The organism is Pseudomonas sp. FP453, from assembly GCF_030687495.1.
Classification (GTDB): Bacteria; Pseudomonadota; Gammaproteobacteria; order Pseudomonadales; family Pseudomonadaceae; genus Aquipseudomonas.
In genome coordinates this window covers 1,076,952-1,100,470 of the sequence record NZ_CP117435.1, presented here as the reverse complement: position 1 = coordinate 1,100,470, position 23,519 = coordinate 1,076,952, and the positions used below count along the sequence as shown (strand labels likewise).

At 61.9% G+C, this 23,519-nt stretch carries 14 protein-coding genes and 6 pseudogenes; 4 read left to right on the top strand and 16 right to left on the bottom strand.

Annotated features, from left to right (window positions below; translation table 11 throughout):
• The first annotated feature begins 21 nt into the window (after window positions 1-21).
• The 4 genes from PSH87_RS04935 (at window position 22) to PSH87_RS04920 (ending at window position 5,359) form a co-directional block, all read left to right on the top strand.
• Entirely contained in the window at window positions 22-699 is a 678-nt protein-coding gene (locus PSH87_RS04935; protein ID WP_017738686.1) for a heavy metal response regulator transcription factor, read from the top strand.
• Window positions 689-2,053 carry a heavy metal sensor histidine kinase gene (locus tag PSH87_RS04930; RefSeq protein ID WP_305432779.1) on the top strand — a complete coding sequence of 455 codons (1,365 nt, stop codon included), beginning with the start codon at window positions 689-691 and terminating at the stop codon, window positions 2,051-2,053. Before PSH87_RS04935 ends, PSH87_RS04930 begins: the two co-directional genes overlap by 11 nt.
• A gap of 394 nt (window positions 2,054-2,447) precedes the next feature.
• Window positions 2,448-3,770 carry an OprD family porin gene (locus PSH87_RS04925; protein ID WP_305432778.1) on the top strand — a complete coding sequence of 441 codons (1,323 nt, stop codon included), beginning with the start codon at window positions 2,448-2,450 and terminating at the stop codon, window positions 3,768-3,770.
• Window positions 3,771-3,856: 86 nt separating this feature from the next.
• Window positions 3,857-5,359 carry a sensor domain-containing diguanylate cyclase gene (locus PSH87_RS04920; protein WP_305432777.1) on the top strand — a complete coding sequence of 501 codons (1,503 nt, stop codon included), beginning with the start codon at window positions 3,857-3,859 and terminating at the stop codon, window positions 5,357-5,359.
• A 187-nt stretch (window positions 5,360-5,546) separates the two neighbouring features.
• Here the strand turns inward: PSH87_RS04920 and lpxC are convergent.
• The 16 genes and pseudogenes from lpxC to mraZ form a co-directional block, all read right to left on the bottom strand.
• Window positions 5,547-6,457, bottom strand: a pseudogene (gene lpxC, locus PSH87_RS04915) (UDP-3-O-acyl-N-acetylglucosamine deacetylase).
• A gap of 114 nt (window positions 6,458-6,571) precedes the next feature.
• Window positions 6,572-7,769 (bottom strand): annotated as a pseudogene (ftsZ, locus tag PSH87_RS04910) (cell division protein FtsZ).
• Window positions 7,770-7,835: 66 nt separating this feature from the next.
• The gene (gene ftsA / locus PSH87_RS04905; protein ID WP_017738691.1) at window positions 7,836-9,098 is read right to left on the bottom strand and encodes a cell division protein FtsA; all 1,263 of its coding nucleotides are present in this window, start codon (window positions 9,096-9,098) and stop codon (window positions 7,836-7,838) included.
• A 15-nt stretch (window positions 9,099-9,113) separates the two neighbouring features.
• Window positions 9,114-9,985: pseudogene (locus PSH87_RS04900) on the bottom strand (cell division protein FtsQ/DivIB).
• 5 nt (window positions 9,986-9,990) lie between these two features.
• A pseudogene (locus PSH87_RS04895) lies at window positions 9,991-10,948 on the bottom strand (D-alanine--D-alanine ligase).
• Complete coding sequence (gene murC / locus PSH87_RS04890) at window positions 10,945-12,393, bottom strand: UDP-N-acetylmuramate--L-alanine ligase (protein ID WP_305432776.1); 1,449 nt, start codon at window positions 12,391-12,393, stop codon at window positions 10,945-10,947. The pseudogene PSH87_RS04895 and the gene murC overlap by 4 nt, the downstream one beginning before the upstream one ends.
• Window positions 12,386-13,456 carry an undecaprenyldiphospho-muramoylpentapeptide beta-N-acetylglucosaminyltransferase gene (gene murG, locus PSH87_RS04885; RefSeq protein WP_305432775.1) on the bottom strand — a complete coding sequence of 357 codons (1,071 nt, stop codon included), beginning with the start codon at window positions 13,454-13,456 and terminating at the stop codon, window positions 12,386-12,388. The genes murC and murG overlap by 8 nt, the downstream gene beginning before the upstream one ends.
• Window positions 13,446-14,671: pseudogene (gene ftsW / locus PSH87_RS04880) on the bottom strand (putative lipid II flippase FtsW). Before ftsW ends, murG begins: the two are co-directional and overlap by 11 nt.
• A complete protein-coding gene (murD, locus tag PSH87_RS04875) occupies window positions 14,668-16,014 on the bottom strand; it encodes a UDP-N-acetylmuramoyl-L-alanine--D-glutamate ligase (RefSeq protein ID WP_017738697.1) in 1,347 nt (448 codons plus the stop codon). The pseudogene ftsW and the gene murD overlap by 4 nt, the downstream one beginning before the upstream one ends.
• 6 nt (window positions 16,015-16,020) lie before the next feature.
• On the bottom strand, window positions 16,021-17,103 hold the full coding sequence (mraY, locus tag PSH87_RS04870; protein WP_017738698.1) for a phospho-N-acetylmuramoyl-pentapeptide-transferase: 1,083 nt from the start codon (window positions 17,101-17,103) through the stop codon (window positions 16,021-16,023).
• Window positions 17,103-18,473 carry a UDP-N-acetylmuramoyl-tripeptide--D-alanyl-D-alanine ligase gene (gene murF, locus PSH87_RS04865; protein WP_305432774.1) on the bottom strand — a complete coding sequence of 457 codons (1,371 nt, stop codon included), beginning with the start codon at window positions 18,471-18,473 and terminating at the stop codon, window positions 17,103-17,105. Before murF ends, mraY begins: the two co-directional genes overlap by 1 nt.
• Window positions 18,466-19,929, bottom strand: a complete 1,464-nt coding sequence (locus PSH87_RS04860; protein WP_305432772.1) for a UDP-N-acetylmuramoyl-L-alanyl-D-glutamate--2,6-diaminopimelate ligase — start codon at window positions 19,927-19,929, stop codon at window positions 18,466-18,468. Before PSH87_RS04860 ends, murF begins: the two co-directional genes overlap by 8 nt.
• A pseudogene (locus PSH87_RS04855) lies at window positions 19,929-21,679 on the bottom strand (peptidoglycan D,D-transpeptidase FtsI family protein). Before PSH87_RS04855 ends, PSH87_RS04860 begins: the two are co-directional and overlap by 1 nt.
• Window positions 21,679-21,972, bottom strand: a complete 294-nt coding sequence (gene ftsL / locus PSH87_RS04850; protein WP_305432771.1) for a cell division protein FtsL — start codon at window positions 21,970-21,972, stop codon at window positions 21,679-21,681. The pseudogene PSH87_RS04855 and the gene ftsL overlap by 1 nt, the downstream one beginning before the upstream one ends.
• A complete protein-coding gene (gene rsmH, locus PSH87_RS04845; protein ID WP_026137039.1) occupies window positions 21,969-22,916 on the bottom strand; it encodes a 16S rRNA (cytosine(1402)-N(4))-methyltransferase RsmH in 948 nt (315 codons plus the stop codon). Before rsmH ends, ftsL begins: the two co-directional genes overlap by 4 nt.
• Window positions 22,913-23,368, bottom strand: a complete 456-nt coding sequence (gene mraZ / locus PSH87_RS04840) for a division/cell wall cluster transcriptional repressor MraZ (RefSeq protein ID WP_003171868.1) — start codon at window positions 23,366-23,368, stop codon at window positions 22,913-22,915. Before mraZ ends, rsmH begins: the two co-directional genes overlap by 4 nt.
• Window positions 23,369-23,519: the final 151 nt, after the last annotated feature.

The following is a 23,519-nucleotide window of genomic DNA, read 5'->3' as shown; positions in this document are numbered from 1 at the left end:
CCCGTCCTGGAACAAAGGCTCATGCGCGTCCTGATTATTGAAGATGAAGAAAAAACCGCGGACTACCTGCATCGCGGCCTGACGGAGCAAGGCTACACCGTCGATGTGGCACGCGAAGGCGTCGAGGGTCTGCACCTGGCGCTGGAAAACGACTACGCGGTGATCGTGCTCGATGTGATGCTGCCAGGCCTGGACGGTTTTGGCGTCTTGCGGGCGTTGCGCGCCCGCAAGCAGACGCCGGTGATCATGCTCACCGCCCGCGAACGCGTGGAAGACCGCATTCGCGGCCTGCGTGAAGGCGCCGATGATTACCTGGGCAAGCCGTTTTCCTTCCTGGAGCTGGTGGCGCGCCTGCAAGCCCTGACCCGCCGCAGCGGCGGCCATGAACCGGTGCAGGTGACGGTCGCCGACTTGTGGATCGACCTGATCAGCCGCAAGGCCAGTCGCAACGGCCTGCGCCTGGACCTGACTGCCAAGGAATTCTCGCTGCTCAGCGTGCTCGCGCGGCGCCAGGGCGAGATCCTGTCCAAGACGGCGATTGCGGAGATGGTCTGGGACATCAATTTCGACAGCGACGCCAATGTGGTGGAGGTCGCGATCAAGCGCCTGCGTGCCAAGCTCGACGGGCCGTTCGAGCAAAAACTGCTGCACACCATCCGTGGCATGGGTTATGTGCTGGAGAGTCGCAGTGTCGGCTAACTCCATCGCCTTGCGCCTGAGTGGCATGTTCACCCTGGTGGCGCTGCTGATTTTCATGTTGATCGGCGGTGCGCTGTACCAACAGGTAGACCGAGGCCTGGGCCTGTTGCCAGAGGCGGAACTGGATGCGCGCTACAGCGTGCTGGAGTCGTCGGTGGGCCGCTTCGGCACGCCCGACCACTGGGCCAAGATCACCACCAAGCTCAAGCTGCTCAGTGAAGAAGACAAGCGCATCCGATTCTGGGTGGTGAGCAGCGATCCGGCTTACGAATATGGCAACCCGGATGCGCAGGTCCGCGCCTTTGCCGAGGGCAGTAGCGGAAAGCGCGATTTGCTGATGCCGGGGCACGACCATCCCTTCAAGGCCCTGTTGAGCCAGTTCCCGGCCAAGGACCAGCGGCCACCCTTGCGCTTCATCATTGCCATCGACACGGAGAACTTCCACGCCACCCAGCATCATTTGCTGATGGCCCTGATCGGCCTGGCATTTGTAGGCGTGGTGCTGGCCGCGCTGCTGGGGTTCTGGGTGTCGCGAATCGGCCTCAAGCCACTGGGCAAACTCTCGGATGAAGCGCAAAAACTGGCACCGCCCAAACTCTCCGGGCGTCTGCAGTTGTCACCGCTGCCACCGGAGCTGAGCCAGTTCGTCAACTCGTTCAACGCCACGCTGGATCGTGTGGAGCTCGCCTATTCGCGCCTGGAATCGTTCAACGCCGATGTGGCCCATGAACTGCGCTCGCCGCTGACCAACCTGATCGGCCAGACCCAGGTGGCGCTGACGCGCGGGCGCTCGGCGGAGCATTACTTCGAAGTCCTGCAATCCAACCTCGAAGAGCTGGAGCGCCTGCGTTCGATCATCAACGACATGCTGTTCCTCGCCAGCGCCGACCAGGGCAGCAAGGCCACCACGTTGATTGAAAGCTCACTGGCCAATGAAGTGGCAACCACCCTCGACTACCTGGACTTCATCCTGGAAGACGCCCAGGTGCAGGTGCGCGTACGCGGTGACGCCACGGTACACATCGAACGGGCCCACCTGCGCCGGGCCTTGATCAACTTGCTGAGCAATGCGGTGCAGCACACCGCGCCGGGGCAGGTGATCGACGTGAAAATAGACGTGCAGGCGAACCGGGTAGCAATCGCGGTGACCAACCCGGGGGAGGTGATCGCCAGCGAGCACTTGCCACGGCTGTTCGAGCGCTTCTATCGAGTGGACGCCTCGCGCAGCAACAGCGGCGGCAATCACGGCCTGGGGCTGGCCATCGTCAAGGCGATTGCGTTGATGCATGGCGGTGATGTGTTTGTGCGCAGCGACGATGGCGGCAATACCTTTGGCATCACCCTGCCCGTCTGAACACCTCGGTTAACATGTGGGAGCTGGCTTGCCTGCGATGGCGGTGCGTCAGTTGACCCATTTATCACTGACCCACCGCTATCGCAGGCAAGCCAGCTCCCACATTGGATCTCCATTGCGATGACTGTTGCGCTAACTGTTGCGATTTGGGCAACAGTCATTATCTTGTTACACTCTGTATCGCACCGCTCGCCTGCGTTAATTTGACGCACCGATGAGCGCGACGGCAAAGACAGTTATCCGCTTACCCGAATTTCCCTCGACTTATTTCCAGGGCTCTACACTGGGAATCTGTTTTAAAGCCGCTGACTTCAGCGGCTTTTTTTTGCCGTAAAAAAGGCCAGGAACACCCCCACGACATGGCCGCTTTCGATTGACCAAAGGAGCTCCACCGGTGAAGAACTCGCTGACGTTCACCCCGCTATTCCTGGCGATTGCAGCAACGATCGCCCCTCTCGCCCACGCGGCAGACACCACCCCCGCCGACGGTTTCGTCGAAGGCGCCCACCTCACGATCACCACCCGCAACTACTACATGAACCGCGACCGTCGCGATATTCACACCGATGACAGCAAGGAATGGGGCCAAGGCTTTCTCGGCATCTTTGAATCCGGCTACACCCAAGGCACCGTCGGCTTTGGCCTGGACGCCCACGCCATGCTCGGCCTCAAGCTCGACGGCGGTGGCGGCACCGACGGCTCCAGCATCCTTCCCTACGGCGGTGGCAACGGCAAGGCGCCCGGCTTGTTCTCGACCGCTGGCGGCACCTTGAAGATGCGCGCATTCGACACTGAGCTGAAGGCCGGCGACCTGTTCCTCAACAACCCGGTGATCGCCGGCGGCATGACACGCATGCTGCCGCAGACCTTTCGCGGCGTCAGCCTGAACAACCACAGCTTCGACGGCTGGATGTTCGAAGGCGGCCAAGCCAGCTTCACCAAGCTCTACAACCAGAGCGGCCACCAGCGCATCGGCACCAGCTACGGCACCCTGCCCAGCCATACCGACGCCCAGCACATCAACTGGGCCGGTGTATCGTTCAGCGGTATCCCCGGGCTGACCAGCAACCTCTACGCCTCCGAACTCAAGGATGTGTGGAACCAGTACTACTATGACCTTGACTACACCTACGCCCTGAACGACCTGGTCAGCCTCAACCCGGGCCTGCACTACTACCACACCCAGGACACCGGCCAGTCGCTGCTGGGGGATATCGACAACAACACCTACAGCCTGCACTTCACCGTCGGCGTGGGTCATCACAGCGTTACCGCCGCCTACCAGCGAGTCAACGGCAACACCCCATTTGACTACATCACCCAGGGCGACAGCGTGTACCTGGACAACTCCCAGCAATACTCGGACTTCAACGGCCCCAACGAACGCTCGTGGAAGCTCAAGTACGCCTATGACTTCGCCGGCCTCGGCCTGCCTGGCCTGACCTCGGCCGTGTCCTACATCAGCGGCAAGACCGACCTGACCAAGGTCGATCCGCAAAGCCGTGGCTACAGCCGCTGGTACAGCGCCGATGGCAAGGACGCCAAGCATTGGGAACGGGACATCGACCTCAAATACGTGGTGCAAGGCGGCAAGGCCAAGGACTTGGCCGTGCGCCTGCAATGGGCGACCAACCGTGGCAGCAACGGTTATTCGGCGGTGGACAATGACGTGGACGAATACCGCGTGATCGTCGACTACCCGATCAACGTGTTCTAAGCCGCGAACTTTCTTTCTTAACCAACTATTTAATTTTCATCGGGTAGCACTAAACTGCCAGCATCCCAAGTGCTGAAGTCTGCCCGATGAGCCAAGACCGTGGTCGTACCCTGCCTTTACGCCCAGAGCTATTGCTGCTGCTGGGCAGTGGCCTCACGGTCGTGCTTATCATGGTCATCGTCGCGGCACTGCTGATCCGCGAACACGCCAGCACCCTGCAGGCCGCCAAGCGCGCCACCACCAACATCACCCAACTGATCAATGCCGACGTGCTGCGTAACGTCGAACTCTACGACCTGGCACTGCAAGGGCTGATCGCTGCCACCACGCGCAAGGACCTCGCGCAAGTGCCCGCGGATATCCAGCACCTGGTGCAGTTTGATCAATCCACGGCGGCGCCCTTCAAAGGCGAAGTGTTGTTGCTGGACGCCAACGGCGCGGTGGTTGCCGACTCTTCGACGCTGTGGCCGTCGCCGCGCAACTTCGCCCACCGCGATTACTTTCAGGTTCATCAGAACAACGCCCAGGCAGGCCTGTTTATCAGCCGCCCGTTCAAGATCCGCTGCGCCTGCGATCAAGTCTGGCGTATCGCGTTCAGCCGGCGGGTATCGGGACCGGACGGGGAATTTGCCGGTGTAGCCGTGGCAACCATGCGCCTCGCTTATTTCGACCAATTGTTCAATCGCCTGACCATCGGCAATGGCAGCACCGTGAACCTGATGAATACCCAAGGCATTCTCCTCGCCCAGCAGCCGTTGCTGGAACGCGAAATGATCGACAAGGACCTCAGCGATCGGCCCAACTTCAAACGCATGCTGCGTGAAGGTGAAGGCAGTTTCCGGGCGATCTCCTCCATGAGCGGTAAAGAACGCTTGTACACCTTCAGCAACGTCGGTGAATTGCCGCTGATCGTGGTGGTGGCCCTGTCCAGCGAAGACGTGTTCGCACCCTGGGAACGCGCCGCGCTGCTGACCGCCGGTGCCACCGGCGTGCTGTGCATTGGTTTGTTGTGGCTGACCTGGATGCTGCGCCGGGAACTGCGCCGCCGTTATCGCACCGAGCGGGTGCTGTCAGAACTGGCAGCCACCGACGCCCTCACCGGCCTGGCCAACCGCCGTATCCTCGATGAGCGCCTGCGCCTGGAATGGGACCGGGCGCAACGCTCGGCCGAGCCGCTGACGCTGCTGATGATCGACGTGGACCACTTCAAGGCCTTCAACGACCGCCACGGCCATCACGGTGGCGACGAAGCGTTGCGCACCGTGGCCCAGGTGATCGGCACCAATATCCGCCGCCCTGCCGACCTGGCGGCACGTTATGGCGGCGAAGAGTTTGCGGTGGTGCTGCCGCACACCGATGCCAGGGGCGCCGAGGTGATCGCCGAACACATCCGCAGCAGCATCGAACATTTGCCGCGGGTGGCGGGGGACGAGCGGCCGATCACGGTGAGCATTGGGCTGAGCACGTGGGACAAGCGCAGCCGCTTGTCGCTGGAGGCGCTGTTGTTGAGTGCGGACCAGGCGCTGTATGAAGCCAAGCACACCGGGCGCAACCGGATCGTGGATGCGTCGGCGCTACAGGATCTGTGAACCCGATCAATGTGGGAGCTGGCTTGCCTGCGATGCAGGCACCTGGGTGTGTCAGTCACACTGCGGTGATGCAATCGCAGGCAAGCCAGCTCCCACAGATTTGAGCAATGCCGTTATCGGAAACCGCAGGCATAAAAAAAGGCCACCCGAAGGCAGCCTTTCAAAACTAAAGAAAGAGAGTTGTTACTTACACCGCCGCAACGGGACGCATGTAAGAGATCGGTGCGGTGCTGGCATCTTCGAAGGTCACGACTTCCCAAGCGTCTGTCTGCTCAATCAACTTGCGCAGCAGCTGGTTGTTAAGGGCGTGGCCCGACTTGAAGCCTTTGAACTCGCCTATCAGGCTATTGCCCAGCAGGTAGAGGTCACCGATTGCATCGAGGATCTTGTGCTTCACGAATTCGTCTTCATAGCGAAGGCCGTCTTCGTTCAGTACACCATCCGCGTCGACCACAATGGCGTTTTCAACGCTGCCGCCGAGTGCGAGGTTGTGCTTGCGCAGGTACTCGATGTCACTCATGAAACCAAAGGTACGGGCGCGGCTGACTTCTTTTACGAACGAAGTGCTGGAAAAATCCACGCTTGCACTTTGGGTGCGGTCACGGAATACCGGGTGATCGAAATCGATCTCAAAGCTCACTTTAAAGCCTTCGAACGGGACGAAGGTGGCGCGCTTGTCGCCGTCTTCTACTGTCACTTCCCGCAGAATGCGAATGAACTTCTTGGCTGCGTCCTGTTCTTCCAGGCCGGCAGATTGAATCAGGAATACGAAAGGTCCAGCGCTACCATCCATGATCGGGACTTCAGACGCGGAGAGCTCGACGTAGGCGTTATCGATGCCCAGGCCAGCCATGGCCGAGAGCAAGTGCTCCACCGTGTCCACTTTGACGTCACCGTTGACCAATGTGGTCGACATGGTGGTTTCGCCAACGTTTTCCGCGCGACAGGAATCTGCACCACAGGGTCCAGGTCGGCACGAACAAACACGATGCCGGTGTCGACAGGTGCAGGTTTGAGGGTCAGGTATACCTTCTCCCCGGAGTGCAGACCTACACCTGTGGCACGGATAATATTCTTCAGGGTGCGTTGTTTAATCATGGCTTGGACCGCTTGAGCGCAAATTGCGAACTGGTATCAACAAAGGCTGGCGATAATAGCAGACCAGACCTTTGCTGAACACCAATCACCTTCATAGCCCTGATACACATTCCATCAATCGGCCTGACGACGCAGGAATGCCGGGATGTCCAGGTAGTCCAGATCATCTTGCGGATTCGGGCTACGGGACGCCGCAGCACCGGCCTGAGCCTGGTTGCGCATCACGGTCGGACGGTCAAGGTCACGGTAGTTCACCGACGGCAGTTCCTGGCGCGAAGGCGCTGGAGCAGCAGCCGCCTGACTCACCTGGCTGGTGTGCAGGGTGTTGTCGATGACCTTCACAGGCTTCTCGATCTTGGCACCCAGGCCGGTGGCAACCACGGTCACGTGCAGCTCGTCGCGCATGTCCGGATCGATAACGGTACCGACCTTGACCATGGCGTGCTCGGACGCGAAGGCTTCGATGATGCTACCCACGTCGGAGTACTCACCCAGGGACAGGTCAGGACCGGCAGTGATGTTCACCAGGATGCCGCGTGCGCCTTGCAGGTTCACGTCTTCCAGCAACGGGTTGCGGATGGCCGCTTCAGTGGCTTCACGCGCACGGTTCGGACCGCTGGCGCAGCCAGTGCCCATCATCGCCATGCCCATTTCGCTCATCACGGTACGGACGTCGGCAAAGTCGACGTTGATCATGCCCGGGCGCTTGATGATGTCGGAGATACCGCGAACGGCACCGGCCAGTACATCGTCAGCCTTGGCGAAAGCGGACAGCAGGCTCGCGTCCTTGCCCAGGATGGTCAGCAGCTTCTCGTTGGGAATGGTGATCAACGAGTCGACGCTTTCAGACAGCAGACGGATGCCTTCGTCGGCGATCTGCATGCGCTTGCGGCCTTCGAACGGGAACGGACGGGTCACGACAGCAACCGTCAGAATGCCCATTTCCTTGGCCACTTCGGCAATGATCGGTGCAGCACCGGTACCGGTACCGCCGCCCATGCCCGTGGTGATGAACACCATGTTGGTGCCTTGCAGCACTTCGGCAATACGCTCGCGGTCTTCCAGGGCGGCTTGACGGCCGACTTCCGGGTTGGCGCCAGCGCCGAGGCCTTTGGTCACCGCGGTGCCCCAATTGCAGGATGGTCCGCGCGCCGATGCTTTTCAGCGCCTGGGCATCAGTGTTGGCGCAGATGAATTCAACGCCTTCAATGTTGCTCTTGACCATATGGTTGACAGCGTTGCCGCCGCCACCGCCGACACCGATCACTTTGATGACCGGGCTTGCGGGGATGTTGTCTACGAGTTCGAACATGTTCCCTCTCCTTTCGTTTTCTCTAGTTTTTTCGCCTACTGCTTCCAGCGGTGTTGCGGTAAAGCTTTAAAAATTGCCTTTGACCCACGCTTGCAACCGCTCGAACAACGGCGCTTTCGCCTCGTCGTCACTGCGGTAGCTGTCGCGGATGCTCGGACCCGACAGGGAAATGCCGTCAGTCTGCTTTTGCAGGCCGTACAACAGCAAGCCCACGCCAGTCGAATAAATCGGGTTGCGCACTACGTCGCCGAGACCTTTGACGCCATGGGGCACGCCCAGGCGTACCGGCATGTGGAAGATTTCCTCGGCCAGTTCGACCGCGCCTTCCATCTTCGAGGTGCCACCGGTCAGCACGATGCCGGCCGGGATCAAATCTTCGTAGCCGCTGCGACGCAGTTCCGCCTGGATCAGGGTGAACAGCTCGTCGTAGCGCGGTTCGACCACTTCGGCCAGGGCCTGGCGCGACAGTTCGCGCGGTGGACGGTCGCCCACGCTTGGCACCTTGATGGTCTCGCCGGCGCCCGCCAGCTTGGCCAGGGCGCAGGCGTAGCGGATCTTGATTTCTTCGGCGTACTGGGTCGGTGTGCGCAGCGCCATGGCGATGTCGTTGGTCACCTGGTCACCGGCAATCGGGATCACGGCGGTGTGACGGATCGCACCTTCGGTGAAGATCGCGATGTCGGTGGTGCCGCCGCCGATGTCCACCAGGCACACGCCCAGTTCTTTTTCGTCGTCGGTCAACACGGAGTAAGCCGATGCCAGCTGCTCCAGAATGATGTCGTCGATTTCCAGGCCGCAGCGGCGCACGCATTTTTCAATGTTCTGTGCGGCGTTGACGGCGCAGGTCACCACGTGAACCTTGGCTTCCAGACGTACGCCCGACATGCCCAGGGGCTCGCGAACACCTTCCTGGTTATCGATCACGTAGTCCTGCGGCAGGGTGTGCAGCACGCGCTGGTCAGCCGGGATCGCCACGGCCTGGGCGGCATCGAGTACACGCTCAAGGTCGGCGGCGCTGACTTCACGGTCGCGGATCGCCACGATGCCGTGGGAGTTCAGGCTGCGGATATGGTTGCCCGCCACGCCGACGAACGCCGAGTGGATCCGGCAACCGGCCATCAGCTGCGCTTCTTCGATGGCGCGCTGGATCGACTGCACGGTGGACTCGATGTTCACCACCACGCCCTTCTTCAGGCCCCGGGACGGATGCGTGCCGATACCGACGATCTCGATTACGCCGTCTTCTCCGACCTCGCCAACCAGCGCCACCACCTTGGAGGTGCCGATATCGAGACCGACGATCATTTTGCCGCTTTGCACGTTTGCCATGGGTCCTGCCTCTTCTTAATTCTTCGCGACAGCGGGTTGCGCTGCCGTGGGCGCAGCCGGTTCACGCCAGCCGACGGCAAGGCCGTTGGCGTAACGCAGGTCGACGCTCGCAATGTTCGTAATCTGTTCTTTCAAGGTCTTGTCATAGATGGCAATAAAGCGGCGCATCTTTTCCACCAAGCGGTCGCGTCCCAGCAACAACTGGATGCCCGGGCCGGAACTGCCGGCCCCGGTGGTCAAAAACCAGCTGCCCCGCTCACGCAATTCCAGGCGTGCAATGGAGAAGCCCATGGGCCGCAGCATCTGGCTCAAGGCCTGGTACTGCTGCATCACTTGCTGCTGCGCCCGCTGCGGCCCGAACAACTGCGGCAGGTGCTCGTAGTTGGCCAGTTCACGCGGCGTAAACGCCTGCCCCTGGTTGTTCAACAGCGCTTCGTCACCCCAACGGGCCACGGGCAGTTGTTCTTCCAGGCGGATCGTCACCTGGTCCGGCCACACGCGGGCGGACTTCGGCGTGGGCGATCCACGGCATCTGTTCCAGCTCGCCACGCATACCGGCCAGGTCGATGGTAAAGAAGCTCGCCGCCAGGTACGGGCCGATGCGCTGCTGTACCGCCTGCTGGCTGATGTAGCTCAAGTCGCCCTGCACGCTGATCTTGGTGATCGGCCGGTCGGCATACGGCAACAGACGCTGTGCGCCTTCATAAGTGCCGAAGCCCAGCACCACCAGCAACACCGGCCAGAACAGCGCCTTGAGAAAACCAAAGTTGGCTTTCGGCAGGCGCGCCGACATCGGCTCTTTAGCCACCATGCGGCTGGCACCCCGTGGCACCGGCTTGCGGCCGGGTTGCTGGGGGTTGCTGATGTCGAAGCGATGCGCCGTTCATGTCCGTTAGCCTCTAGGCTCAATGCTTGCTGCAAGGATCGCCAGCACCAACTGCTGGAAGTCCAGGCCCGCTGCACGAGCAGCCATGGGTACCAGGCTGTGATCGGTCATGCCCGGTGCGGTGTTGACTTCCAGGAACCAGAAATTCCCTTGATCATCCTGCATCACGTCTGCCCGCGCCCAACCGGCGATACCCAGCGCCTCACAGGCATTCGCCGTGAGGTCCATCAATTCCTGTTCCTTTGGTTGCGTCGAGGCCGCACGGGATCCGGTACTGGGTATCGGAAGCCACGTACTTGGCGTCGTAGTCGTAAAAGGTGTGGGGCGTGCCCAATGCGATAGGCGGCAACACCTGGCCACGCAGGGTGGCGATGGTGAACTCGGGACCCTGGATCCACTGTTCCACCAACACTTGTGAGTCGTAGGTACTTGCCGCTTTCCATGCGTCGATCAATTCGGCGGCCGAGTTCACTTTGGCCATGCCGATACTGGAGCCTTCATGGGCAGGTTTGACGATCAAAGGCAGGCCCAGTTCCTTGGCTGCGGAAATACAATCGTCTTCGCTGCACAAAACGCTGTGACGCGGGGTTGGAATGCCCAGGCTGTGCCACACCTGCTTGGTGCGCAGCTTGTCCATGGCCAGCGCGGAAGCAAGGATGCCGCTGCCGGTGTACGGGATGCCGGCGCATTCCAGCAGGCCTTGCATGCTGCCGTCTTCACCGCCACGACCGTGGAGGATGATGAAGGCGCGGTCGATCTTCTCGGCCTGCAAGCGGGCGAGGAAGTCATCGCCCACGTCGATGCCGAACGCGTTCACGCCAGCACTTTGCAGGGCTTCGAGCACGGCATTGCCGGACTTGAGCGAGACTTCACGCTCGGCGCTTTTGCCGCCGAACAATACGGCTACACGACCGAAGTCGGCCGGTGCGATTTTGGAAAACAGGGAGGCGTAGTCAGTGATCATTTCGACTTCCCCTTCGCGGCGGCGGCAAACAACGGGCTCGCCAGCAATTTCGGGGCAAGGCCACCAATGTCACCGGCGCCCTGGCACAGCAGGATGTCACCGGCACGCAGCAGCGGCTTGACGATTGGCGCCAGGTCCACGCCACGCTCGATGTAGATCGGGTCCAGTTGACCGCGCTGACGGATGCTGTTGCACAGCTTGCGGCTGTCGGCGCCCGGGATCGGTTCTTCACCGGCCGGGTACACCTCCATCAGCAGCAGCACGTTGGCATCGGCCAATACATTGACGAAGTCGTCGTACAGATCGCGGGTACGGCTGTAGCGGTGCGGCTGGTAGACCATCACCAGGCGGCGCTCCGGCCAGCCACCGCGTACGGCCTTGATCACGGCCGCGACTTCGGTCGGGTGGTGACCGTAGTCGTCCACCAGCATCACGTCGCCGCCTTCAACCGGCAGTTGGCCGTACACCTGGAAGCGTCGGCCCACGCCGGCAAAACGCGACAGGCCTTCGACGATGGCTTCATCGCTGACGCCCTCGTCGCTGGCGATGCAGATGGTCGCCAGGGAGTTCAATACGTTGTGGTTGCCCGGCATGTTCACCGACACATCCAGCGGTTCGCGATCAGGACGCAGCACGGTGAAGAAGGTTTGCATGCCTTCCTGACGCACATTGATCGCACGCACGTCGGCGTCTTCGCTGAAACCGTAGGTCACGGTCGGGCGCTTGACCTGCGGCAGGATCTCACGCACCACCGGATCGTCCAGGCACACCACCGCCAAACCGTAGAACGGCAGGTTGTGCAGGAACTCGACGAAGGTTTTCTTCAACTTGTTGAAGTCACCGTCGTAGGTGGCCATGTGGTCTTCGTCGATGTTGGTAACGACGGCGACCAGCGGCTGCAGGTGCAGGAAGCTCGCGTCACTTTCATCGGCTTCGGCGATCAGGTAACGGCTGGTGCCCAGTTGTGCATTGGTGCCGGCTGCATTCAGGCGGCCACCGATGACGAAGGTCGGGTCCAGGCCACCGGCGGCGAACACCGAGGCGATCAGGCTGGTGGTGGTGGTCTTGCCGTGGGTACCGGCGACGGCGATGCCGTGGCGATAACGCATCAGCTCGGCCAGCATCTCGGCACGTGGCACCACCGGAATGCGGCGTTCAAGGGCGGTGGCCACTTCCGGGTTGGAGGTGTTCACGGCGCTGGACACCACCAGCACATCGGCTTCGGCGGCGTTCTCGGCACGGTGGCCGATAAAGATCTGGGCGCCGAAGCTTTTCAGGCGATCGGTGACCGGCGACTCTTTCAAGTCCGAGCCGGACACCTGGTAGCCCAGGTTCAGCAACACTTCGGCAATGCCGCACATGCCCACGCCGCCGATACCGACGAAGTGGATGCGACGGATGCGGCGCATTTCCGGTTGTGGCATGGCTTTCTGATTCTCAACCATGGGCCACCTCCAGGCAGATATCGACCACGGTGCGGGTTGCGTCAGGTTTGGCCAGGCGGCTTGCGGTGCTCGCCATGCTGTTGAGTCGTTCCGGTTGCATCAAAACCTCGGTCAGGCGTGCGGCCAAATCGGCGGCGCCAGTCGTTCTTTGCGGCAGCAGGAAGGCAGCGCCCTCCCCGGCCAAATATTCGGCGTTGCGGGTCTGGTGATCGTCGATGGCGTGGGGCAAAGGCACCAGCAAGGACGGCAGACCGGCAGCGGCCAGTTCACTGACGGTCAACGCGCCGGAGCGGCAGACCACCAGGTCGGCCCAGCCATAGGCTTGGGCCATGTCTTTGATGAAGGGCTGCACGTTCGCCTCGACACCGGCTTCGCGATAGCGCGTGGCGGTGACTTCACCGTGATCTTTGCCAGCCTGATGGAAGACCTCGGGACGCAATTCCACAGGGAGTTGCGCCAGGGCTTCTGGCAGGAGTTTGTTCAAGGGCTCGGAGCCCAGGCTGCCGCCCATGATCAGCAGGTGCGCCTTGCGCCCGCTCAGTGCTTCGCGAGCAATGTCCATGAACAGTTCGGTGCGCACCGGGTTGCCGGTGGTGCGCAGTTTGGCCGATGCATCGAACGTCTTCGGAAAGGCCTCGCACACCCGTGCGGCCAAAGGCACCAACAGGCGGTTGGCAGTCCCGGCCACGGCGTTCTGCTCGTGCACGATCACCGGCACGCCGGCGAGCCTGGCGGCGACGCCACCCGGGCCGGTCACATAACCACCAAAGCCCAGCACACACACCGGCTGCAATTCGCGAATCACCTTGCGCGCCTGCCACACCGCCTTGAGCAACACGAACGGCGCCTTGAGCAGGGACAACTTGCCCTTGCCACGCAGGCCGGTGACGTTGATCAGGTGCAGCGGCAAACCGGCATTCGGCACCAGGTCGTTTTCAATACCGCGCGGCGTACCCAACCAATGCACGGTGTAGCCACGGGCCTGGAATTCACGCGCACAGGCCAAGGCCGGGAACACATGGCCCCCGGTGCCGCCCGCCATGATCAGCACGTTAGCGCCCATGGGTTGGCTCCTCGGCAAAATCGCTCTCACTGAATTCCATCTCTTCGCTGCCCAAGTGGGTTCGACTCTCCCACTCGATGCGCAGCAACAAGCCCAGACAAGCGCAGCAGATCACCAACGAACTGCCGCCGTAACTGAGGAACGGCAAGGTCAGGCCCTTGGTCGGCAGCAGGCCGACGTTCACGCCGATGTTGATCAGGAACTGGCCGATCCACAGGAACGACAAGCCGTACGCCACATACGCGGCGAAATACTGTTTGGCCTTCTCGGCCCACAAGCCGATGTACATGCCGCGTACACACACGAACACGAACAGCGCGACGGTGCACAGCGAACCGACTACGCCGAGTTCTTCGGCGAGTACCGAGAACACGAAGTCGGTGTGCGCTTCCGGCAGGTAGAACTGCTTCTGCACGCTGTTGCCCAGGCCCACGCCCAGCCACTCGCCGCGACCAAAGGCAATCAGCGCCTGGGTCAACTGGTAGCCGGAGCCGAACTGGTCGGACCACGGGTCGGTAAAGGTAATCAGACGGGCCATCCGGTAGGGTTGCGCCTGCACCAGGATGGTCACGGCCGCGACGGCCAGTACCACCATCAAGGTGAAGCGGAACAGGCCGACGCCGCCGAGGAATAGCATCGCCGCTGCGGCGCCCATCATCACGACGGTGGCACCGAAGTCGGGCTCCATCAGCAACAGGCCGGCCATGGGCAGCAGCACGATGAACGGCTTGAAGAAGCCCCATCCAGCTTTCACGCACTTCTTTCTGGCGACGCACCAGGTAACCGGCGAGGTAAATCACCACGAACCACCTTGGCGATTTCCGACGGCTGCACGTTGAACGCACCGAAGCCGATCCAGCGCATCGAACCGTTCACCTCGCGGCCGATGCCGGGCAGGATCACCATGATCAGCAAGCCAAACGCGCCGATCAGCATCAGCCAACCCAGGCGCTGCCAGGTGGCGATGGGAATCATCATAGTGACGATGCAGGCGCCGAGGCCGAGCAGCAGATACACCAGGTGACGGATCATCATGTACAGGGTGTTGCCCGACTGCACGGCGGCCACTTCGGACGACGCCGACGTGATCATCACCAGGCCCAGGCCCAGCAGCGCGAGGCAACCGGCGAGCATCGGGAAATCAAGGTCGATGCCGCGCCCGGTGATGATCGGCGACGGGTACGGCTTGATGATGTTTCTCAGACCGAGGCTCATACCAACGCCTCCACGGCGCGGGCGAACAACTGGCCGCGCTCTTCGTAGTTCTTGAACATGTCGAAGCTGGCGCACGCCGGCGACAGCAACACCGCATCGCCCGGCTGGGCCAGGGCCTTGCACTGGGCAATCGCGTCGTCCAGGGACGTGGCGCGCACTTGCGGCACCGCGTCACCGAGGGCGGCGGCGATCAGGTCGGAGTCGCGGCCCATCAGCACCACGGCGCGGCAATGTGCGGCGACCGGGCCCTTGAGGTCCTTGAAGTCGGCGCCCTTGCCATCGCCACCGGCGATCAGCAGCAGCTTGCCGTCGATATCGGCACCCAGGCCCTCGATGGCAGCCAATGCGGCGCCGACGTTGGTGGCCTTGGAATCGTTGTAGTAGTTGACGCCGTCGAGCTCGCGCACCCATTGGCAGCGATGCTCAAGGCCGCCGAAGCTGCGCAGGGCCGACAACATGGCATCGAACGGCAAGCCCACGGCATGCCCGAGTGCCAACGCCGCGAGGGCGTTGGATTGGTTATGGGCGCCACGGATCTTCAGCTCGCGCACCGGCATCAGGTTCTGGAATTCGAAGGCCAGGTATTTCTCGCCGTTCTCTTCACGAATGCCGAAGGCTTTGAAGTCGGGTTTGCCGAGGCCGAAGGTCCAGCAAGGCATGCCCTCGCCCATCAGCGGACGGCTCAGGGCGTCCTGGCGGTTGACCACAAACTGCTTGGCGCCACGGAAGATCCGGTGCTTGGCCAGGTGATAGGCCGGCAGGCCGCTGTAGCGGTCCATGTGGTCTTCACTCACGTTCAACACGGTAGCCACTTCGGCGCCGAGGTCGTGAGTGGTTTCCAGTTGGAAGCTCGACAGTTCCATCACGTACAACTCGACGTCGTCGCTGAGCAGGTCCAGCGCCGGCACACCGAGGTTGCCGCCCACGGCGACGCGCTTGCCGGCCGCAGCCGCCATCTCGCCGACCAGGGTGGTCACGGTGCTTTTCGCATTGGAGCCGCTGATAGCCACGATCGGCGCCTTCGCGTGACGCGCGAACAGGTCGATGTCGCCGGACAGCTTCACGCCACGGGCGGCGGCGGCTTGCAGGGCCGGTGTCGCCAGGGCCAGGCCGGGGCTCACGTAGAGCTCGTCGGCGCGGCACAGAAACTCGACATCCAACTCGCCACAACGCACTTCCACGTGCGGGTAGTCACGGCGCAGCGTGACCAGCTCCGGTGGATTTTCCCGCGTGTCGGCCACGGCAAACGACGTGCCCCGGTTCGCCAGGAAGCGAACCAGGGACATGCCGCTCTTGCCGAGGCCGACAACGATGCGGAAGTGGTCTGAAGCGATCAGGGACACTCGTTTCTACCTCAGTTTCAGGGTGGCAAGGCCGACCAGCACGAGAATCACGGTGATGATCCAGAAACGGACGATCACACGCGGCTCAGGCCAGCCCTTGAGTTCAAAGTGGTGGTGAATCGGCGCCATGCGGAACACGCGGCGCCCGGTCAACTTGAAGGAAGCCACCTGGATGACCACCGACAGGGTTTCCATCACGAACACACCGCCCATGATGAACAGCACGATTTCCTGGCGCACGATCACGGCGATGGTGCCCAGGGCGGCGCCGAGCGCCAGCGCGCCGACGTCGCCCATGAACACTTGCGCCGGGTAGGTGTTGAACCACAGGAAACCCAAGCCGGCACCGATCAGCGCGCCGCAGAACACGATCAGTTCACCTGCGCCCGGTACATAAGGGATCAGCAGGTATTCAGCGAATTTCACGTTACCCGACAGGTAGCAGAAGATACCGAGCGCGCCGCCCACCATCACCGTCGGCATGATCGCCAGGCCGTCGAGGCCGTCGGTGAGGTTCACCGCGTTGCTGGAGCCGACGATCACGAAATAGGTCAGCACCACGAAGCCCACGCCCAAGGGAATGCTGGCGTCCTTGAGCATCGGGATGATCAGGGTGGTTTCCACCGCACTTGGCGCGGTCATGAACAGGAAAATCGCTGCGCCCAGGCCGAACACCGACTGCCAGAAATACTTCCAGCGGCTTGGCAGCCCCTTGGAGTTCTTCTCGATCACTTTGCGGTAGTCATCGACCCAGCCGATGGCGCCGAACAACAGGGTCACCAGCAACACCGTCCACACGTAGCGGTTGTGCAGGTCGGCCCAGAGCAAGGTGCTGATGCCGATGGACGACAGGATCAGCGCGCCGCCCATGGTCGGGGTGCCGGATTTGGACAGGTGCGACTGCGGGCCGTCATTACGAACCGATTGACCAATTTGCAGGTTCTGCAGGGTGCGGATCATCCACGGTCCCAAAAACAGCGACAGCGACAGCGCGGTCAGCACACCCAGGATCCCGCGCAGGGTCAGGTACTGAAAGACCGCGAAGCCTTTGTGGAACTGTTGCAGATACTCAGCCAGCAGCAGCAGCATTAATGTTTCTCCGTACTTGAGCCACACAAGGCCGCGACGACGTTTTCCATCACCGCGCTGCGCGATCCCTTGATCAAAATAGTGGTTTGTTTGTCTTGTTCGGCCGCCGCCAGCGCCTGGATCAGCTCGGCCTGGGTGGCGAAATGCCGCGCGCCCGGGCCGAAGGCGTTGACCGCGTGGGCCATGTTCGTCCCCACGGCGTACAGTGCGTCGACCTTGCCAGCGGCATAGGCGCCGACTTCACGATGGGCTTGCTCAGCCCAGTCGCCCAGCTCGCCGATATCGCCCAGCACCAGCACCTTGCGCCCGGCAAAGCCCTTCAGCAGATCGACCGCGGCATTAATGGAGGACGGGTTGGCGTTGTAGGTGTCATCGATCACACGCATGCCATTGGTCGCCAACTGCGCCACGGTGCGGCCCTTGACCGGCTGCACCGCACCCAGGCCGGTGGCGATACCAAACAGCGACACGCCCAGGGCGTGAGCGGCGGCGGCAGCGGCCAGTGCATTGGCGACGTTGTGATTGCCCAGCAGGTTCAACTGCACCTGCTCGCTGCCTTGTGGCGTGTGCAAGGTGAAGGACGGGCAACCACGGGCATCAACGGTGATGTTGGAAGCATGGAAATCAGCCGCGGCATTCAGCACGGCAAACGTCAGCACCTTGCGACCGGCGGCGCGTACACGCCAGGTCTCGAAGGCCTTGTCGTCCAGATTCAGTACAGCGGTGCCCGATGCATCGAGGCCTTCAAGGATTTCGCCCTTGGCTTCGACGATTTTCTCCGGGCCGCCGAACTCGCCGACGTGGGCGGTACCGGCGTTGTTGATGATCGCCACGTGGGGCTTGGTCAGCGCCACGGTGTAGGCGATCTCGCCAATGCGCGACGCGCCCAGCTCGATGACGGCCGCTGTGTGTTCCGGGGCCAGTTCGAGCAGGGTCAGCGGTGCGCCGAAATCATTGTTCAGGTTGCCGCGGGTGGCGAGCACCGGGCCGCGCGTGCGCAGAATGCCGGCCAGCAACTCCTTGACCGTGGTCTTGCCGCTGGAGCCGGTGATGGCGGCAACGGGCTTATCAAATGCGGCACGGTTCAGCGCGCCCAACTGGCCGAGGGCCAGGCGGGTATCGGCGACCAGCAATTGCGGCAAGCTGGAATCGGCCACTTCGCGTTGCACCAAGGCGCCCACGGCACCTTTGGCCGCGACGTCATTCAGGTAGTCGTGACCATCGAAACGCGGGCCCGCCAAGGCGACGAACAATTGGCCCGGTTTAATGTTGCGGCTGTCGATACTGACACCGTCGAAGCGGCAATCGCTCGACAGCACACGGGCCGCCAGGGCCTGGGTCAGTTCGCTGAATGTCATCGCCTTAAGCATGGGCGACCTCCCAGGCGGTCAAGGCGTGATCGGCCTCGACCAGATCGGAGAAGGCATGGCGTTCGCCGTTGATTTCCTGGTAGTCCTCGTGGCCTTTGCCGGCCAGCACCACCACATCGTCAGCACTGGCGCTGGCAATCAACTGGGCAATGGCGGCGCCACGGCCGGCGACAAACTCCGCCTTGGATGCGTCTTTGAAGCCGGCACGGATGTCGTCGAAAATCTGGAGCGGGTCTTCGCTGCGCGGGTTGTCGTCGGTGACGAGCACGCCATCAGCCAGACGTTCGACGATCTCGGCCATCAACGGACGCTTGCCGCGATCACGGTCGCCGCCGCAGCCGAACAGGCAGAGCAATTTGCCCTTGGCATGGGGACGCAGGGCAACCAGGACTTTTTCCAGGGCATCCGGGGTGTGGGCATAGTCGACCACCACCAGCGGCTGCGAGCCGCCACCCAAGCGCTGCATGCGCCCGACCGGGCCTTCCAGCTTGGGCAGCACCCGCAGGATTTCGTCGAGGGCGTAATCCAGGCCGAGCAACGCGCCGACAGCGGCGAGGACGTTGCTCAGGTTGAAGCGACCGAGCAGGCTGCTACGCAAGTGGTGCTCGCCTTGTGGCGTCACCAGCGTGGCGCGCACACCCTCGTCATTAAATTGCGCATCGCGGCAATACAGGTACGCACTGGAATCTTCCAGGCTGTAGCTGATCAGGCGCGACTCATGCTCTTGCGCCGCCAACTGGCGACCGAATTCGTCGTCCAGGTTCACCACCCGGCACTTCAGGTCATTCCAGGCAAAGAGCTTGGCCTTTTCGGCGGCGTAGGCCTCCATGGTGCCGTGGTAGTCCAGGTGATCGCGGGACAGGTTGGTCATCACCGCCACGTCAAAGGCCAGCGCAGCAACGCGGCCCTGATGCAAACCGTGGGACGAGACTTCCATGGCAACCGCCTTGGCGCCGGCCTTTTTCAGGTCGGCCAGGGTCGCTTGCACGGCGATAGGGTTCGGCGTGGTGTGCAGGCCACTGTGCAGCGCGCCATAAAAACCGGTGCCGAGGGTGCCGATAATGCCGCAGTGCTGGCCGAGCAGGTCCAAGGCCTGGGCGACCAACTGGGTCACGCTGGTCTTGCCGTTGGTGCCGGTGACCCCCACCAGATTGACGTGGCGGCTCGGGTCGCCATAAAAACGCCCGGCGATGTCCGACAGCTGTTTGGCCAGCCCCTTGACCGGGATCAACGGCACGTCGGTGATCGGCAGCACGGTGGCGCCTTCCACTTCATACGCCACTGCCGCCGCACCGCGTTGCAAGGCATCGGCGATATGGTCACGACCATCGACCTTGCCACCCGGCACGGCCAGGAACAGGTCACCGGCACGCACATTGCGGCTGTCCAGGCTCAGCTCGCGGATCAGCAGATCGCGGCCAGCGTGGGCAAAAATCTTGTTCAGGCTCAGAGACATCAGCCGCGCCCTCCATTGGCTTTTACGGCAGCGGCCGGTGGTCCGGCGTTCGCTTGTTGGGTCGGCGGCAGGTTGTCCGGCGTGATGTTCATCAGGCGCAGGGTGCCGGACATCACTTTGCTGAACACCGGCGCCGATACCAGGCCACCGAAGTAGCCTGCTTTACTTGGTTCATCGATCACTACGACGATGGCGTAGCGCGGGTCGCTCATCGGGCCAAAGCCGGCGAACAGCGAGCGGTAGGAGTTTTCGGCATAGCCCTTGGGTGCCCACCGACGTTTTCCGCGCGGTACCGGACTTGCCTGCCACGTGGTACGCCGGCACTTGCGCACGGAACACACCGCGTGGGGCTTCGATCACTTGTTGCAGCATGCCTTGCATGGTCCATGGTCTTGGCGACGTTTTCCGGGATCACCTGGGTGGCTTTCGGCGCTTCGTCGACATGGATCAGGCTCAGCGGAACCATGCGGCCATTGTTGGCCAATACAGAGAAAGCGTGGGCCAGTTGAATCGCGGTCACCGACAGGCCGTAGCCGTAGGACAGCGTGGCGGTCTCGGCTTTTTTCCAGTCGCGGTAGTTCGGCAGGTTGCCCACGCGCTCGCCCGGGAAGTCGAGGCCGGTGGGTTGGCCCAGGCCGATTTTCTGCGCCAGGTGGTAGATGGTTTCGCCGCCGATATCGAAGGCGACCTTGCTCATGCCCACGTTACTGGAGTTGATCAGGATACCTGTCAGATCCAGCACCGGACCTTCGGTGCGGGACACGTCACGAATGGTGTATTTGCCCAACTGCAAGGTACCCGGATACACCTCGACCTTGTCGCTGGGCTTCCAGCGTCCGGTTTCGAGGGCGGCACTCATGGAGATGGCTTTCATGGTCGAACCGGGTTCGAACACGTCGATCATCGCGCGGTTACGCATCATCGCCGGCTGCAGGTTGCGACGGTTGTTCGGGTTGTAGGTCGGCTGGTTGACCATGGCGAGGATCTCGCCGGTCTTCACGTCCATGATCACCAGGCTGCCGGCCTTGGCGCCGTTCTCGATGATCGCGTTACGCAGCTCGCGGTTGGCCAGGTATTGCAGGCGCAGGTCAATCGACAACGCCAAGGGCTTACCGGCCTTGGCGTTTTTGGTGACCTGGACATCCTTGATCAGTCTGCCGCGCCGATCCTTGATGACTTGTCGTTTGCCGGGAACCCCGGCCAGCCATTCATCGTAGGCCAGTTCCACGCCTTCGCGACCGTGGTCGTCGATGTCGGTAAAGCCGACCATATGGGCGGTGGTTTCACCGGCGGGATAGAAACGACGGAATTCCTCGATGCCATAGACACCGGGGACTTTAAGGTCGAGCACTTGCTGGCCCTGTTCAGGGGTGAGACCGCGAACAAGGTAGATGAATTCTTTGTTGGCCTGGGCTTCGAGGCGCTCGGCCAGGGCTTTCGGGTCTTGGCCAAGAGCACTGGCCAGTGCTGGCCAGCGATCCTTGGCCACCTGCAATTCCTTGGCGTTGGCCCACAGGGTGGTCACCGGGGTACTGACGGCCAGGGGCTCGCCGTTACGGTCGGTGATCAGGCCGCGGTGCGCAGGAATCGGGATATGACGCAGGCTGCGGGCGTTGCCCTCGCCGATCAGGAAGTCGCGATCGACCACTTGCAGGTCGATGATCCGCCAGGCAATTGCGCCCACCATCAATGCCAGCAAGCCGAGCATCAGGCGGAAGCGCCATGGGTAGAGTGCGCCTTCGAGTTTCATCATGGCGCCACCATGCGGACTTCGGCCGCGCCAGGAATGTGCATTTTCAGCTGTTCGGTGGCCAGCACTTCGATGCGGCTATGGGCCGTCCAGGTGCTTTGTTCCAGGATCAGCCGGCCCCATTCCGCTTGCGCCTTGTCGCGCACACTCAACTCCCCATACAGGGTGTTGAGCAATTGGCGGTTGTAGTGGGCGCAGTAGGACACCGCAATCGCGGACACCAGCACGCCGACGTACAGCAGCATCATGAAGAAGCTGCCGCCCGGGAGGGGCTTGGCAAAAAGCTTGCTCACCGCAGCTTCTCGGCAACGCGCATGACAGCGCTGCGGGAGCGTGGGTTGGCCTTGAGTTCGGCTTCGGAAGCGAACTGCGCTTTGCCATGGATTTTGATTTTCGGCACAAAGGCTTCGAAACGTACCGGCAGGTTGCGCGGCAGGTTGTCGGACTCACCCTTGACCAGGCGACGCATGAACAGCTTGACGATACGGTCTTCGAGGGAGTGGAAGCTGATCACCACCAGGCGACCGCCCACTTCCAAGGCATCCAGCGCGGCTTCGAGGCCCGCTTCCAGATCGCCCAATTCGTTGTTGACGTGAATGCGCAGGCCCTGGAACGCACGGGTTGCCGGGTTCTTGCCCTTTTCCCACGCCGGGTTGGCGACTTTCAGCACTTCCGCCAGGTCGGCGGTGCGCTCGAACGGCTGGATTTCACGACGCTCGACCACGGCACGGGCCATGCGGCCGGCGAAGCGCTCTTCACCGTATTCCTTGAATACGCGGGTGATTTCTTCATGGGGCGCGGTGGCGATGAACTGCGCAGCGCTGATGCCCCGGGTCGGGTCCATGCGCATGTCGAGGGGGCCATCGTTCATGAAACTGAAGCCGCGCTCCGGGTCGTCAAGCTGTGGCGAAGACACGCCCAGGTCGAGCAAGACCCCGGCCACCTTGCCTGCCATGCCGCGCTCGGCCACTTCGGCACCCAGCTCGGCAAAGCTGCGCTGCACAACGACAAAGCGGCCGTCTTCGGCCGCTAGCGCTTGCCCGGTGGCAATCGCTTGGGGGTCTTTGTCGAACCCGAGGAGCTTGCCGTCGGACCCGAGCTGGCTGAGTATCAACCGGCTATGCCCGCCTCTGCCGAATGTGCCATCCAGATAGCAACCATCCGCGCGCACGGCGAGAGCCTCAACGGCTTCGTCAAGCAATACGGTGATGTGGTTAAAGCCGCTATCAATAGTCACAGGATCAAATCACGCAGTTCATCAGGCATGGCGCCCGGTTGTTGAATAGCAGCCAGGTCAGCTGCAGAAACAGCATCCCAGGCATCTTCGTCCCACAATTGGAACTTGTTCAGTTGGCCCACCAGCATTGCGCGCTTGTCCAGCTTGGCGTACTCGCGCAAACGCGGTGGCACCAGGAAACGACCGCTGCCATCGAGCTCAAGGTCGACGGCGTTGCCAATCAGCAAACGCTGCAGGCGACGGTTTTCTTCACGCAATGAAGGCAGGGCACGCAACTTGGTTTCAATCAGCTCCCACTCGTCGAGGGGGTAAACACATAAACAAGGGTCAACGGCATCGATGGTGATGATCAACTGCCCGGAACTACGCGAAATCAGCTCGTCACGATACCGGCTCGGCATAGCGAGACGGCCTTTTGCATCGAGACTGATAGCGTTAGCTCCGCGAAACACAGATGCGTTTCTCCAAATTTTAGCGTTTTACGTTCAAAAAACCCACTTTGTGCCACTTTCCGCCACTTGCGCACACTATAGGAATGCGCCCACCACACCGTCAAGGCGCGGATTCAAGGAAAAGCCTTACAGAACGGAGATTTAGGAGCGT

What these genes read in the sequence shown, in the direction of transcription:
- PSH87_RS04935 (WP_017738686.1), top strand. Translation starts at nt 22, where the DNA reads ATGCGCGTCCTGATTATTGAAGATGAAGAAAAAACCGCGGACTACCTG.
- ftsA (WP_017738691.1), bottom strand. Translation starts at nt 9,098, where the DNA reads ATGGCAAACGTGCAAAGCGGCAAAATGATCGTCGGTCTCGATATCGGC.
- murC (WP_305432776.1), bottom strand. Translation starts at nt 12,393, where the DNA reads ATGGTTGAGAATCAGAAAGCCATGCCACAACCGGAAATGCGCCGCATC.
- PSH87_RS04920 (WP_305432777.1), top strand. Translation starts at nt 3,857, where the DNA reads ATGAGCCAAGACCGTGGTCGTACCCTGCCTTTACGCCCAGAGCTATTG.
- murG (WP_305432775.1), bottom strand. Translation starts at nt 13,456, where the DNA reads ATGGGCGCTAACGTGCTGATCATGGCGGGCGGCACCGGGGGCCATGTG.
- PSH87_RS04860 (WP_305432772.1), bottom strand. Translation starts at nt 19,929, where the DNA reads ATGTCTCTGAGCCTGAACAAGATTTTTGCCCACGCTGGCCGCGATCTG.
- murF (WP_305432774.1), bottom strand. Translation starts at nt 18,473, where the DNA reads ATGCTTAAGGCGATGACATTCAGCGAACTGACCCAGGCCCTGGCGGCC.
- mraY (WP_017738698.1), bottom strand. Translation starts at nt 17,103, where the DNA reads ATGCTGCTGCTGCTGGCTGAGTATCTGCAACAGTTCCACAAAGGCTTC.